The sequence below is a fragment of the Amycolatopsis sp. NPDC051102 genome (assembly GCF_040682815.1).
GTDB lineage: Bacteria > Actinomycetota > Actinomycetes > Mycobacteriales > Pseudonocardiaceae > Amycolatopsis.
The window spans coordinates 98,139-112,453 of the sequence record NZ_JBFBBT010000001.1 but is presented as its reverse complement, the minus strand read 5'-3'; the positions used below and the strand labels follow the sequence as shown (position 1 = coordinate 112,453).

The window sequence follows — 14,315 nt, the reverse complement described above, 5'->3', positions numbered from 1 at the left end:
TCGGGGACCGACGTCGCTGCCTGAGCCGGCGCGACGGTCACCACAGTCCCCACAGCCATAGCCGCGCAGAGAAAAAGAGCGCGCCAAGGCGCACCGACAGAACGCACGAGATCCCCCTCGCCCAGAGCAACCAGCACACAGCCGGGCCCCCGACGACCCATGATCACCCTGTCAAACCGGCCGACGATCCGGAATAGACCATCAGGCGTATAAATCCGGCGAAACCGTCCTACGAATGCTCGCGATTACGGCAAATCGGACAATTGAGTCGTTGACGCAAGGACAGGCCGGGCGGATCAGTCACGCTCGAAAGCTGGCACGTACAGCGGCGCAGTCCTGGTTGCAAAAGCCTTCACCGCTTTCAGGTTGTCGTTCCAGGCTCCCGCGAAGGTGATCGACGTGGCCCGGTTCGCGTGGCCCAGCACCAGGACGCAGTGCACCAGGCTGTGGGTGCGGAGGCTCGCACAGAACCCCGCCTGCGGGTCGGCCAGTCCGGGCACCGAGAAGTCACCGACGATCGAGTACTGCTCATCCTGGATGGTCACCGTCCGGCAGCTGATCGCCTGTTTGACGCTGGCGACCACGTCGGCGCCGGTCAGTCCTGCATACTCGCCCACCAGCTGGTGGACGTTGCCCTTCCCGCCCCCGGGTATGTAGCTGATGCCCTGAGCCGCCCATTGCGCCAAGGGGTCCGAGGGCAGACCACCGCACGCGTTGACGAGGTGAAACGGTGTGTGCGGACCGATGGTGTACACGACCGGCTGCGTTTGAACGGCCAACCCTGCGCCCTTCACCTCGTCGTAGGTCGGCAGGTAGACCGTGACATCCTTCGCAACCGGCGTCGCCGACGTCTTCGTCGTCGATGCCGGCACTGGCGACGCGGACGAAGACGGCGTGGTGGCGACCTCCGGGCCGGAGCAACCGGCAAGAAGCACAGCCAGACCGACGAGCACGACAACCTTGAACATGTTCCCCCCCTAGTCCGCAGCTTGATCGCCTACCCCCGTGCCGGTGTTACGTGCCACCTTCCCGACCACCGACCACGTCTACATGTTGGTCAAGCCGATAGGATCCGACCTGCACTGCAAGTGACAATCAAGACGAATCTCGTGCCTATCCGACGGCCCTGTACCACTCACGGTTCAGTGACTGTCGTCGTCGGGTAGCTGGCGTGCAGCGGATAGAGGGACAACCACCCTCCCGCACCCACCTGCCCAACACACCGAGCAGCCAGAAGTCACTGCTCCGGACCGCCTGCTGTAGGCGCCCACGTCCGCCCGCAGCTGGATTACTACAACGTCGCAAACCGGGGTGAACTTGCCGCCCAGTGGGCCTGCCCCCAGCGCAGTCGCGCCGGGCAGAGCGCCGCGCTTGCGGAGCATTGCCTCGAGGTAGTGGCCAAGATCGAGGCAAGCGCCGACTTTGGCCAGCAGGCGCTCGTGCCGGGTCGGTCGACGCGCCCATGACAGATGAGCAAGCCGCGGCATTCAAGTACTAATCGCGTCAACCCTCGTCTTATATGTCGTTATATGGCATGGGCGGACCGGTCGGTTGCGCCGAACGGGCGAACGAACTCGACTACGCCGTCATAAGGCGTCAGCCTCACCATCGGTCCAACGTGCATCCGCATCGACCACACCCGCCCCAGTCCCCTCCTGCGAACGACGCTACGGACCTACTCGCGCAGTGGATGAACAGCAAGAACCAGACTGGCCCGGCATCCACAAATGTCCATGTGAACGGCCTGCGATTCGCCTTCTACGGCCGCACGTCGACCACCCGTCATCAAGACCGCGTGTCGTCACAAGGCTGGCAACGCGACATGGCCGATGAGCTGGTCGCGGGCCACGGCCAGGTCGCCACCGCCTACTTCGACGCCGGCACCTCACGTCGCATCCCATGGCGGCAACGACCCCAAGCTGCCCAGCTCATGACCACGGCCTCGAGCCCAGAATCCGTGATCGACGCGATCGTGATCGGCGAGTACGAACGCGCCTTCACCGGCACCCAGTTCGCCACCCTCTACACCTGGTGCACCCGGCACGGCCTCCAGCTGTGGCTGCCCGAGACAGGAGGTCCAGTCGATCTCGCTAACCGCGATCACCGAGCGCTGTTGTCGCTTCTCGCGACCCAGTCGCAGCGCGAAGTGCTCCGCGCCCGCCACCGGGTGCTGGCGACGATGCGCAACCAAACCATCCAGCAGGGCCGGTACCTCGGCGGCCGGCCACCGTATGGCTACCGTCTCGTCGACGCCGGCCCGCACCCCAATCCCGTCGACGCCCGCTGGGGCCGACGCCTCCAGCGACTCGCACCCGACCCTCGAACCGCACCACACGTCGCCTGGATGTTCCGGCAACGCCTGGCCGGACACAGCGTCGCGAGCATCGCGCGACACCTCAACGAGCGCCGTGTCCCCTGCCCGTCCAGCGCCGACCCCGACCGCAACCGCCACCGGACCCGCAGGACCTGGACCCTGCGTACGGTCGCCGTGATCCCGGCGAACCCGCGCTACACCGGCCGCCAGACCTGGAACCGCCGCGCCACCGACAACAGCGGCCCAGCCTCAACGCCGGCACTGTCGGCGAAGGTTGCACACCCGGCTCTTGTCACGGAGCAGGACTTCGTCGCCGCGCAGCAGATACGCGCGACGCGACCAGCCACTGACGGCCGGACTCGCCGGTTCGCCTTGGCCGGATTGATCCACTGCGGCGTCTGCGACCGGCGGCTGGACTCGCACTGGAACCACGGACGTCCGACCTACCGCTGCCGCCACGGCCACACCAGCACCCAACGCGCCGGCCAGCCCCGACCAAAAACGCTCTACATCCGCGAAGACCATCTCGTCGACGAGATCAGCATCCGACTCGGAGATGAAGGCAACGACTGCCACACCACACCGGAGCTTGATCCACCACGACACAGACGCGTGGCAGCGGCGCTGCGCGACTCAAGAAAGATCATCGTCTATGACCACGCCGGATGGCGACTGCAGGAAATCGACTCAAGCTAACCTACGATCGACCGTGCTTCAAGATCACGTTTCGCGATCCGTGGGGTAATACTGTGTCCGAGGACTTGAACACTTACACATGGGATATCTCCCGTGTCTGGGGAGATCATGTACTCATACTAGCTCAGAGGCACTCCTCCTGCTCGACTTGTCCTCATTCACCCGCGAGCGGATCAAAGGCGTCGTCGACGTATTCTGCCGGCCTCGCCTAAGAGATGTCTCGTAACTGAGGGCGTGGTTGGTGGGGCTGGTGTTGCATCAGGCTTCGAGGAGGACGTTGTGGAGGTACGCGATTCCGGACACCGTGTCGGCGAGCGTGCTGGCGGCGCGGCGGTAGTCGCGGAGGATCTTGAAGTTCTTCATCCGAGCCAGGACGTGCTCGACGCGAGCGCGGACCTTGCGGTGGGTGGCGTTAAGATCCTCTTTCCAGTCCGGGAGTTCGCTGCCGTCGCGAGGTTTGCGGTAAGGCATGACAACCCCGGGATTGCCTTGATAGCCGCCATCAGCCATCACCGGCCGATCGGCGAGTTGCCCGGCGATGCCCGAGTCGCGATAGACGGTGCAGTCGTTGCGGCTGCCCGGCTGTGGGTCACCAGTCGCGATGTCCAGCCGGGTCTCGGCGTCGATCGCGACCTGCACGTTGGTCGAGTACCGATAGTTCTCCGACGGTGTCCCCAGCCGGTGATCCCGGGTGGGCACCAGCGTGCCGTCCACGATCGCGACGGCATCCACCCGGCGTTTGCGGACCGGCGCCAGCGCCAGCAGCGGACCGATCGAGTCGATCACCCGATGCGCCGCCGAATGCGACACCCCGAACAACGGCCCGATCTGGCGCATCTTCAGATTCGTCCGCCAATAGGTCGCCACCAGCAACACGCGATCGGCCAGCGGCAACGCCCACTGCCGGCCCGGGCGGCCGTCCGCGATCTCGTCCCCGCCCCGCTTCGCGACCAGCCGCACCAGCTTGCGGAACTGGCCCGGCTCCAGCCCGGCGAACGGGGCAATCCACTCCGGCCGCGACGCTGTGATCACCTGCACCACACCAACATGATCGACTACCGGCCCCGCCGGCCCGGCACCGGGTTACGAGACATCCCTTAGCCGGCACCCACAGACGATTCCTGCCCCACGGAGAGCAGGTCTGCCGCTCTCGTCTCCGATCGCCTCTGCGCCGAGCACAGCGCCGGAAACTACGCTGGCGTGTCGTTGACCCGGGCGAGCACGTCGGGATCGTCGGGGTCGTCGAACCAGTAACCGTTCTCTCCGAGATACCGGAACTGGACGGCGATGCCGGCCGCGACCTCTACGGTGGCGGACCGGCGTCCGGTGGTGCGTGGCTGGAGGTCATGCTTGCCGGGAGTCCAGCCGTTGAACGATCCGACCACGCTGACGCGACCGGGAGGCTCATCGGCGGGCAAGCTGAAAACGATGCGTTTCGCGCCGTTTCCGTCACGGCCCTGGCAGATCTTGATCACTCGGCGGAAGCCTCTCGTGGCAACTATGGGAGACCGGTACTCGACGCTGAGCGCATCCATGATGCATCAAGGCACCACGAATCGCATACTCGTCGACGCGGCGATCACCCGATCGATAATCCGCTGAAGTAAAGCCCATCAGTTCAGTGACATTGCAGCAAGCTGACTGCCGAGCTGGTTCGCCGCATTGCGCACCCGGGCTGTCGATCAGCGCCGTGACGACGTCGCGAGGACCTACGTTGAGGAACGCAGCGCGGCGCCAAAGTCCGTGTGCAGCATCATTTCCCTTGCCTGCTGGATTTCACTCGCCTGGCCACCACCTGTTCCCAACCCAGGGCTCAGGTGCTCAACCGTACAGATCGCTCGCACAGCGTTATACGTCGTCACGATTCGACAGAGGCCGCGAAGCAGTGCAGAAACGCACCATGACTGTTCGACTGGCACAGGAGAACCACAGCGCCAGGAGAGCTAAACGGCTACCCTGTAGAGGGACGTGCCGCAGACGCCACCCTGGGGAGCTGAAACTGGTGGGACACGAGCGAGCGCCGACATCGTTTACGGTAGAACCGCACCTTTCGCCCTCCGCATGCCGGCGTCTTGGCTGGCCGGTCATGTCCGCGCCTACCTCGGGCATGACCGCAACCCTTCCGGGCCGATCCTGCGCCGGATCCCGGCACTCGGCTCGTCATCGTGGGAATCGATCTCGTGAGTCCGGTCAGACCCGCGCTCGCCGGGGAACCCACGCCCGCAGCGGTATCACCGGTCAACGGGCTCATGATCGACCACTGGTCGACGAGCAAACCGGTGCAGAGAAGGGCATTCTCATCGAGCTGACCCCACGAGGTGTCTATGCCTTGTTCGGCTATGCCTTGTTCGGCTATCCCTTGCGCGAGGTCGCCGGGGTCAGTGTCGGGCTCGGCGATCTCCTGGGAGACCGCGCACGCCGGCTGGCCGACGAGCTCGCGGACCTCCCCACGTGGGACGAGGAATTTCAACTGCCGGATGCCAGGCTGGCCGCCTGGATGTTCGACGGCCCCGACCTCCGGAGCCACTACAAGGTGCGTGGCAGCTGCTCAGCGCATCGGCCGTGCGCGGACCCGGACGCGCGGCGAGTACGGCTTCGACATACGTGTCGCCAACGTCTACACGACAGCTCCGGCACGAGTGCTCTTCGATGTGGCGGAGTGGTGCTTGCCCCCAGTACCTTCACGTGCGGTCCGGCGCAGCTGAAGAAGGACAACGCGACGCGCTATCTTCTGAGCACTTCGCGGCGTCGGGAGGGAGCACCGGAGTCGGCGCCGAGTCGCGCCACCGTGGCGATTTCGCAATGCGCTCAGTTGGAGCCGAGGACCCGCTGAACAGTTGATCTCACCCACGCGTTCGAGCCGAGGAGCCGGGGCTGGAGTTGTTCTCCGGCAAACACCGCCGACCGGAATCGGATTTGCGGACGACGATTCATCCCTGTTCGGCAGTACCTGCGCGGCGTGTGGGAAACCACGCCGGCGCCCCCGCACACAAGGTCGAGGGGCGGGTGAACGGGCTTCGATCACGAGACGATCAACACCGAACCGGGTGACCGCACGTCTGCGGGCGGCACGCCGCACCACGTCAGGTGAAGTCATCGATGACGTGGTCGAGTCAGCGCTCCACGACGGCCGCGATGGTGATGGCCGGGTTGACGGCAGCGGTGCTGCCCGGCATCAGAGCCGCGTCGAGGCAGTACAGGCCGTCATATCCGTGCAGGCGGCCCTGGCCGTCCGTCGCCTTGCCGAGGACCGCGCCCCCCAGCGGGTGCACGACAAGGGGGTGGGCACCGAACGGGTCGTGCACGGTGGCGCCGGAGGGCACATGCCCCGCCACCCGGCGCAGGTGCTCGGTCGTGGCCCGCCGGGTGCCGGCATCGCTGCGGGGAGTCCACTCCAGGCGGGGCGCATCGGCGGCTGCCGACCAGGTCCAGCGTCCGAACCGGTCCGGGATGCCCATGCCCAGGCAGAGCATCCAGGATTTCCCGAGTCCCCCGACGCCGGTGTGGGTCAGCGTGACGAGCCCGTCGCGCGACCGGGTGAGGAACGCGGGTGGTCCGCCGTGCGCGCCTTCGCCGGGCATCGACCCGACCCTCAGCAGCTGTATCTGATCGGTGTTGGTGCCCCACTGGGACCCGACGAACTCGTTGAGGTGGGGCAGGGCGCCGCTCGCCTTGGCGGCGAGCAGGAGCCGGGGTGTGTGGACGCCGCCGGCCGCCAGGATCAGCCGGTCGCAGGTGATCCGGATGTGCTCCAGCACCGCGCCGCGGACGTCGAGGCGCTCGACGGCGACGTGGTACCGGCCGTTGCGGCGCTGACCGATCCCGGTGACCTCGTGCAACGGCCGTACCTCCGTCCTGCCGGTGGTCTCGGCACGGGCAAGGTAGGTGCGGTCCACGCTGAGCTTCGCCCCGCTGTTGCATCCGGTGAACAGGTACTGCCCGATCGTGGCCGCCGAGCTCGGCGCGCACGACGTCTAAGTCGAAGGTGCTGACGGCTCTCTCCAGGGGCAGGCCGGCTTCGGCCAGGGCGGTGCGCCAGATCGCGGCGGAGCGGTAGCGGGCGTGGGTGAGCAGGTCGTCGGGGAACTCAGCAGCGCCCAGGCGGCGACGGGCGCGGGGGTAGTGGACGCGGTCGAGCTCCTCGTAGTCGAGGTCCGGCGGGAAGATGCGGTGGAAGTCGTCGGCTCGCGGTTGCGGCAGCAGCCCGGCGAAGACCAACGTGCCACCGCCGACCCCGGCCCCGCACACCACGGTCAGGTGCTGGTGCAGCAGGACGTCCAGCAAGCCGGTGGAGCGCGGGAGCACCCTGGCCGCGACGGCCTCCGCGGTGGGCGCGATCCAGGGCAGGCGGGAGAGCAGCGGCACCGACGACGGGCGGCCCAGCCAGAGCAGGCGCGGGTCCGGCAACGGCCACCGGGGGAAGGTGTCCGCTGCCGGGGTGATCGGCCACCGGCGACCCCGCTCCAGCACCAGGTTGTCCACGCCGGCCTGCGCGAGGCGGAACGCGGTGACGCTGCCGCCCACGCCCGAGCCGATGATGACCACGCCGTGCCGTTCCTCGCGGTCTACGCGCTCGCGGCCGGTCAGCGGGAACGTCCCGAGCGGTGCCCGCTCCGCGTCAGGTCCACGTCGGGTTCCACCACGCGTCCTCCTCCGGGTGAATGCGCCGAGCACGTGTCGGCGAGGGTGACAACTCCCCGGTCGCGTGGGCGCTGCCCGCGGCCGCACCGAGGCCGCCCGGACGGACCGTGGCGCAGGGCGGGAGGGTGATTCCCACGCCGGCCGCCGAGGGTGAACCGGCCCGCGGCCGGCGAACGGCTTGCCCCGTTCGCCGGCGGGGTGAACCGCCGTCACGCCACCGGCCACATCGGAGCGCCTCCTCCGGATCAGGAGCACTCGCCGCCGCCGGCGCGGGGTGTCGTCCTGCCGGGCGAAGCCGCCCGGAGATCCGCCACGGCGGACGGGCCGCGCCCGGTAAGACCTCGGGCCGGCAACCGGGGGCGAGTACACCGCGGGTCCCGTCATGGTCGTTCTCCCCGCTCCAACCGCGTACGACGTTCCGATGGTGAACCGCGCGCACGACATCCCGCAACGCCGCTTCCCTTCCTACCCAGGCGCGGTATGCGACTCCGGCCGCGGTGCCGCGGGCGGAGCAGCGCGTCCGCCGTGCCCCGGCCGATCGGCCGGGGCCGGAATTCCCCGGACCGGCGGACCATGTCCCCGCGAGGACCCCACCGGAACACACTGCTCAGTGGAGACCAGCGACGACCGGGAGCGACGAATGGGACCCGCACGACCTGCCCGGCGACGACGGCACGACGCAGCGGAACACGGGCGTGGCGCGTGCCCTGCTCGGCAACCGGCCCGAGGGCGAGTGGCGGCGGTGCGTGTTCCACCGCCGCCACCCGCCCTCGCCCGCACAGGATGCGCCCGGCATACGAGGGAACCCGGCGGCTGAACGCGACCGAGCCGATCGCTCCTTCACGACCGCGCGGCTGCCGCTCCGGCCGCCGGCAACCCGGTGAGGCCGCCCGTGCACCGGCGTGCAGCGCCCCACCTCCGTACCACCCACGCGGGCAGCGGGCCGCCGGTGGTGCTGTTGCACGGCTTCGGCCAGACCTGGCGCGCCTGGACCCCGATACTCCCCGCGCTCGAGGCCCAGTGCGAGGTCCTCGCCCCCACCCTTGCCGGGCACTGGGGCACCGAGCCGGCCGGAGGCGGGCGACCGGCCCCGGAAACGATGGCCGACGAGATCGAGCGGTGGATGGACCGCGAGCGCCTGGACAAAGCCCACTTGGTGGGGCACTCCATCGGCGCCTGGGTGGCGCTCGAACTGATCCGCCGCGGCCGGGCGCTGTCCACGGTCGCGCTGTGCCCGAGCGCGGTCTGGCCGTCAACGGTCTGCGAGCGGCTGCGCTTGATCACGGGGTTGGCGCTGGTGATGGCGATGGCCCTGGTGCTCGCCCCGTGTGGCCACTCCCTCCTGCGCCCCTACGCCGTCCGGCGCGCCCTGATGTGGTGGCTCGTGTACGACATCGACCGCGTCCCCGCCGGGGCCGCGACCGACGACCGTGCTCAGCGGTTGCAGGCACCTGATGGTGCGGGAGCGGCCCCAGGCCGTGGCCGACCTGGTGCTCGACGCGGTGCTGGGTACTCCAGAGCCACACCGACGGCCGCCCGGTGAGGAGGCCACCCTGCGGTTCGAGGGGCCGCCGCGCCCCTGATCTTTTGCGGAAGATGGCGCGGCGGGCACGTGGCAGCGCCGGTCACCGCGATCCCGCGCTACCTCCCCCGGAAGCACTCGCCACCTCGGTACGCAAGCGATCCACGGCTGCCACCACCAGCTCGGGGAACCGGCCGGCGTCCGGCACGCACTCGTCCAGCAGCACGGACACCGTGAGGACGTCCGGTTGCTGGAGGATCACAACCATCCCGTGGTGTCCCGGATACAGGGGCGGCAGTGCGTACAGCCCGCGCGCCGTCCCGTCCTCCGCGGAGACGTCGACCGACGCGCGGAGCGTGGAAACGACCATGCACACGTAACGGCGGTCCGTGAGCCGCCGGATGATCGTGCCCGTGACGCGGTAAGGCAAGACCTTCAGGAGCGTCCGATACCTGTTCCGGTGGCGGAGCAGGCGATCCGGAGCGGTCTGGGTCGTGATCGCCCGGAGGCGGGCCAGTGCCGCGGGCTCGCCGCACGGCAGCTCGACTCGCATCAGGCACAGGTAGTTGCCCGGTTCCGCGACGTTGCGGGAACGCTTCAGGTCGAGGGGAATCAGCACGTGCGGGTTCCGGACCTTGTTGCGACCTCCCTTCCCGGTCCACCGGTCCGGCGTCCACTCCCGCATGGCACCCGCGATGGCGGTCAGGCACACCTGGTGCGTGGAGGCGCCGGTCGCCGCGGTGACGTCGCGCACCGCGGCGGCGCTGAGGGAGGCGGTCACCAGCACCCGGCGTCCGGTGAGCGGAGGGGTGAAGGGCGGCCAGTCGTCGGCCGTGCGTTTGAGGGGAATGCCGAAATCCGTCAACGCCCGCCAGGACCGGTTCGCCGATCGGCGCCGTGCCGTCGGCCTTTCAGGTGCCGGCCTCGGTGGAGCCGACGTGGACAGGAGAGCCGAGACGACTTGGACGATCGCCAGCCCGTCCTGGAAGGAGTGGTGGGCGCGGTAGCACAACGCGTACTCGTCGCCGGAGTAGCCGTGCACCATGGTCAGCCCCCACAGCGGACGGCCGGGCGAGAGTGGCCGGGCGGCCACGTCGAGGCTCGCGGTGAGCACGTCCGTCCCCGGCGGCAGGGACACCGCGTCGATGTGGTCGCGCGGGTCGAAGCCGGGAGCCTTCTCCCACCCCTCCCGTCCGTCCCCCACCAGCCGGTAGCCGAGCGCCGGGATGTGGCGAGCCTGGCCGGCAAGGCGGTCGCGCAGCGCTTCGAACGACGGCGCCGGCCCACCCACCAGCAGGACCCCGCCGATGTACAGGTCGGATTCGCGCGGTCCCAGCGCGCCGACCTCCATGAGGAACCGGTCGAAGAACCCGGCAGGGATCCGGTCGTTCCGCTGGTCCACAGGCGTACGAGTGGCGTTGTCCGCGTTCTCCATGCTCACCCCTGAATTCGAAATCGTGTTGAGCCGGTGCCCGGATGCCCGCGGCGCGGCCATCCGGGTCGAGGACGTCGTGACGTGTTCGGCGGCGACCGCCGCGTTCGTGTCGTGGCACTCGGCCGTTGTCCGCTTCAGTGATCACTGCTCGTCCGGGCATCCCCGTCGAGGTGCTCGTTGACGTAGTCGACCGTCCGGCGCGGGGTGCGCATTTCCTCGATGATGTCGAGCGGCACGGGCACGCGGTAACTGATGTTGATGCGCTCGGCCAGGTCGACGAGACCGAGGGAGTCCATGCCCAGTTCTGCGTACGGCTTGTCGAGGGTGCTCTCGGTGATCCGGGCGTCGATGTCGATGTGCCCGTCGATGAGCCGGTTGAGATCATCCAGGGTGAACTTCACGAGGCCGTGTCCCTTGCGCTGGAGTTCGGTTGTCTTCTCGGTTCCGGGTCGGTTCCGGACGGCCATCCTGTTGAGTGTGGCCGGCGGCATCACCGGACAGCGGTCCGCTTGCGCGGGGGCAGTTCCCCCTGCCGGACGAGCTCGGCGAACATGCGGGCGAAGTAGGCCCGGTCGAGCGGAGGTGGTGTGACGTTCGACCCGATGGCGGCCGCGGTCGCGCCGGAGGTCCCGTAGGTGGGGACGCCGTTGCGCGGGCGCAACAGGATGCGGGGCAACGACTCGGCGATCCGCACCGTCGCTCGATCAACACCGTCCAGGCCCTTGACCGTGGCGAGCCACTGCGGATAGGGGACGGCCGGCACGTGGTAACCACAGGACTCCACGAACGAGAAGTAGTCGGCGAGCGTCATCGGCTCCGGGAGGAAATTGTGGAAGATCCGCCCGGCCGCTTGTGGCCTCCGGGACAGTTCGACGATGCTCCGGCTGGTGAAGTCGGCGGGGGCGAGGGACAGCAGGAAGTCGTACGAAGGAGAGCAACCCGCGCGCACGCTGACGGCGGTGAGGCGCATGAACCAGTCCGACGCGCTGCCCAGACCCGTCGAGCTGTCGGCCAGGACCACGCCCGGGCGGTGGACGGTCACCGGCACACCGCGTTCGGCGGCTTGGCGCACGAGGCGCTCGGCGACCCACTTGCTCTTGAAGTAGCCGACGCCACCCGGCGGCGGCAGCGGATGGTCCTCCGAGAGGGGGCCGGCTCCGGCCTCGTACGCCGTCATCAGCACACCGATCGTCGAGACGTGGTGGACCGGTGTCCTGCGCACCCGGGTCGCGAGGCGCAGCACCTCCACGGTGCCGCCCACGTTGCTTCCCCTGAGGGCCGGGTAGCCGGCGATCAGGTTCACCCAAGCACCGCAGTGGTAGATCGCTTCGATGCCGCGGGCCAGTTCCAGGTAGGCGTCGTCGGTCAACCCCAGGCGTCGCTTCGTAAGGCTGCCGTGGACCACCCGGACGCGTTCCGCCTCCCCCTCGTCGACACCGTGCCGGGCCAGCGCGCCCCTGAGCCGGGCGCCGGCCTCGTCCGGGGAGTCACCCCTGACCAGGCAGTGGACCACTGTGTCCGTGCCGCTGAGCAGATCGGCCAGGAGAAAACCGCCCAGGTAACCGGTCGCGCCGGTCAGCAGGGCCGACCGCGGTCGGCCCGGGACGTCGTCCAACCCCTGGGCATCGACGTCCGCGGCCAGTGTCGCGTCCCGCGAGATCGTCGACTCGACGTCCTCCTGCGCGTGGTCGTCGGTGCTGTGCCGTTCGATCGACATGCGGCGTCCCAACCTTCCTGTGGGTGAAAGCCTCAGACCAGGTTTCTGAACGCTGGCGAGCAGAGTCGTCGACGACCGCTTCGACAGCATTCGCGCGATCAAGGGTGCGCCCCGGGTGCGGTGGTCATGTGGACGCCTCGATCCCCGAGATGCCGGAGACGGGGTCGTAGGCCGCCACGTAGTCCGGCGCACCGATCGGGGCGTTCAGCACGGATTGCGGGATGCCGAAGGCTGCCACCAGTTCCCCGGCGATCGGCGCGAGCCCGTCGTGCGCCTCGGCCAGGAGACCGGGCAGCGCGCGGGCCTCCTGAAGGGAAATGAGGCCCTCGGTCAGGTGGAAGCCGCAGTGCTCGTGGATGGCCAGCAGCGCGTACGAGTCGGCGATCCGCTCCAGTGCTTCCGCCGCTTCGCGCTGCCCGACGCGGCGGGCGGCCCGCCGCACGGCCTCGTGCGCGCAGCGGACCGAATGGGCGTCCGCGATGGCGATCAACGCGTCACCGACCGCGTTCCACGCCTCGAACGGCGAGCGGCCCGGGTGGGCGGCCCGGTCGGCGCGGCAGGCCAGGATGAGGCGCTGCTCCCGGGCGCGCAGCAGGCTTCCGTACCGATCCCGGCTGCCGTCGGCACCGGGGTTCTCCCCGGGCGCGTGCCGGCCGATGCCCATGACCAGGTGTTGTGCTGCTTTGCTCACGATGACCGTGTTGTCGCCCTCGGAGGTGATGGTCACCATGCCGGTCCCGAGGTACTCCGCTATCCGGTTCACCGCGAACAGCCCCTGAGCGCCGCACCGTTCACGGCAGACGTCGACGGTACCCGCTGCGGACCAGGTCGCCATCGCCTTGGTCAGCGCGACGCGCTGTTCCAGGGCGGGATCGCCCTCTTTCAGCGACGAGGCGAACTCGCGGCGCACCTCGTCGAGGAGGAGGGAAGCGGCGTACGTGCGGACGAGTTCGGTGAGCAAGGCGGATCGGTGGCTGCGGTAGGCGTAGATCGGCACACCTCCGGCGCGTCCGGAAGTCCGGCGCCGGCGGCTGTAGTGGAAGGCGAGGGTGAGTGCTGCCCTGGCCGCAGCCAGGTGCCCCCCGGCCAGGCCCAGCTTCCCGGGCAGCACGCGGTGGATGGCGTCCGCGAAACGGCCGTGCGAACTGGTGCTCGAGCGGAAGGTGCCATCGCGTTCGAGGACGGAGCGGGGTCCCGCGAGCAGGGCTTCGAAGGGCAGCCGCACGTGGTCGAACCGGGTGATGGCGTTGTCGAGGTCGACTCCCGGTTTCTCCGGGAGGGGCCAGACCCGGATGCCCGGCAGCAGCCGGCCGGCTGCGTCGCGGATCGGCACGAGGAACGGGAAGACGCCGTGGCTGCGTCCTCCGCAGCGGAGCCGGGCCAGCACGACTCCGGTCTTCGGCAGCGGCAGGGCCGTGTTGGGCATGTACTTGACCGCGCGGGGTGACGGGGTGTGCAGGTCGAAGGTGCCGGTGCCGGGGTCGTACGCGGCCTCCGTCTCCAGGGCGACGACGTTGTTGCCGTAACCCAGTTCGGTGGCGAGGAAGACGCCGAACGTCCGCATGGCGGCGAGCTCGTCCACGACGGGCCGCAGGTCCTCGCGGTCAAGGCCGCCGTGGTCGAGGATCGTGCCCAGGCACAGGTTGTAGTGGATCGCGGCGAGCGACAGCACCGCCCCGTCTGTGAGCGCGGCCCACTCCTGGACGGCGAAGAGCTGCAACGGTTGGGCCAGCAGGCTGCCGGCGCCGGGCCCGGCTGCATCGAGGTGCCGCAGGCGGTGGTACGCGAGTTCCCCGCGCTGGGCGGCGGTGAGCCCGGGATGCCAGTGGAACACGGGGTGTTCGCACGCCGCGCGCATGCGGTCGTGCAGCTCGGCCAGGTCACCCCCGGTGAACAGCGTGCCGAGGGCGCTGCGCAGGCCGGTCGCCCCGGGCTCGGAGCCGGTCATGGGAGCGGCGGCGGGTGCGGTGGTCTCCTGGGTCATGGTGCG

Annotated in this window: 10 protein-coding genes and 1 pseudogene; 2 read left to right on the top strand and 9 right to left on the bottom strand. The window is 69.1% G+C overall.

Annotated features, from left to right (window positions below):
* Nucleotides 1-296: 296 nt before the first annotated feature.
* The gene (locus AB0M93_RS00375) at nt 297-968 is read right to left on the bottom strand and encodes a hypothetical protein (RefSeq protein ID WP_364266330.1); all 672 of its coding nucleotides are present in this window, start codon (nt 966-968) and stop codon (nt 297-299) included.
* 722 nt (nt 969-1,690) lie between these two features.
* On the opposite strand from AB0M93_RS00375, the gene AB0M93_RS00370 reads away from it, so the two are divergent.
* A complete protein-coding gene (locus tag AB0M93_RS00370) occupies nt 1,691-3,010 on the top strand; it encodes a recombinase family protein (protein WP_364266327.1) in 1,320 nt (439 codons plus the stop codon).
* Between the two features lie 258 nt (nt 3,011-3,268).
* On the opposite strand, the gene AB0M93_RS00365 is transcribed toward AB0M93_RS00370, so the two are convergent.
* The 4 genes and pseudogenes from AB0M93_RS00365 to AB0M93_RS00350 all read right to left on the bottom strand — a co-directional run.
* Nucleotides 3,269-4,048, bottom strand: coding sequence for a transposase family protein (locus AB0M93_RS00365; RefSeq protein WP_364268887.1), 780 nt, complete (start codon nt 4,046-4,048; stop codon nt 3,269-3,271).
* Nucleotides 4,049-4,200: 152 nt separating this feature from the next.
* Complete coding sequence (locus AB0M93_RS00360) at nt 4,201-4,485, bottom strand: isoamylase (RefSeq protein ID WP_364266324.1); 285 nt, start codon at nt 4,483-4,485, stop codon at nt 4,201-4,203.
* A 1,638-nt stretch (nt 4,486-6,123) separates the two neighbouring features.
* Complete coding sequence (locus tag AB0M93_RS00355) at nt 6,124-6,849, bottom strand: GMC oxidoreductase (protein ID WP_364266321.1); 726 nt, start codon at nt 6,847-6,849, stop codon at nt 6,124-6,126.
* A 622-nt stretch (nt 6,850-7,471) separates the two neighbouring features.
* Nucleotides 7,472-8,035, bottom strand: a pseudogene (locus AB0M93_RS00350) (hypothetical protein); the annotation flags it as partial.
* Nucleotides 8,036-8,600: 565 nt separating this feature from the next.
* On the opposite strand from AB0M93_RS00350, the gene AB0M93_RS00345 reads away from it, so the two are divergent.
* Nucleotides 8,601-9,194, top strand: a complete 594-nt coding sequence (locus AB0M93_RS00345; protein ID WP_364266318.1) for an alpha/beta fold hydrolase — start codon at nt 8,601-8,603, stop codon at nt 9,192-9,194.
* 82 nt (nt 9,195-9,276) lie between these two features.
* Here the strand turns inward: AB0M93_RS00345 and AB0M93_RS00340 are convergent, their stop codons facing one another.
* From AB0M93_RS00340 to AB0M93_RS00325, 4 genes are all read right to left on the bottom strand, one after another.
* Nucleotides 9,277-10,608, bottom strand: coding sequence for a wax ester/triacylglycerol synthase domain-containing protein (locus AB0M93_RS00340; protein WP_364266315.1), 1,332 nt, complete (start codon nt 10,606-10,608; stop codon nt 9,277-9,279).
* 134 nt (nt 10,609-10,742) lie between these two features.
* Nucleotides 10,743-11,009 carry an acyl carrier protein gene (locus tag AB0M93_RS00335; RefSeq protein WP_364266312.1) on the bottom strand — a complete coding sequence of 89 codons (267 nt, stop codon included), beginning with the start codon at nt 11,007-11,009 and terminating at the stop codon, nt 10,743-10,745.
* A gap of 89 nt (nt 11,010-11,098) precedes the next feature.
* On the bottom strand, nt 11,099-12,325 hold the full coding sequence (locus AB0M93_RS00330; RefSeq protein WP_364266309.1) for a thioester reductase domain-containing protein: 1,227 nt from the start codon (nt 12,323-12,325) through the stop codon (nt 11,099-11,101).
* Nucleotides 12,326-12,449: 124 nt separating this feature from the next.
* Nucleotides 12,450-14,309, bottom strand: coding sequence for an acyl-CoA dehydrogenase (locus AB0M93_RS00325; RefSeq protein WP_364266306.1), 1,860 nt, complete (start codon nt 14,307-14,309; stop codon nt 12,450-12,452).
* Nucleotides 14,310-14,315: the final 6 nt, after the last annotated feature.

Coding starts and splice junctions, on each gene's coding strand:
- AB0M93_RS00325 (WP_364266306.1), bottom strand. CDS start 14,309: ATGACCCAGGAGACCACCGCACCCGCCGCCGCTCCCATGACCGGCTCC.
- AB0M93_RS00330 (WP_364266309.1), bottom strand. CDS start 12,325: ATGTCGATCGAACGGCACAGCACCGACGACCACGCGCAGGAGGACGTC.
- AB0M93_RS00370 (WP_364266327.1), top strand. CDS start 1,691: ATGAACAGCAAGAACCAGACTGGCCCGGCATCCACAAATGTCCATGTG.
- AB0M93_RS00340 (WP_364266315.1), bottom strand. CDS start 10,608: ATGGAGAACGCGGACAACGCCACTCGTACGCCTGTGGACCAGCGGAAC.
- AB0M93_RS00375 (WP_364266330.1), bottom strand. CDS start 968: ATGTTCAAGGTTGTCGTGCTCGTCGGTCTGGCTGTGCTTCTTGCCGGT.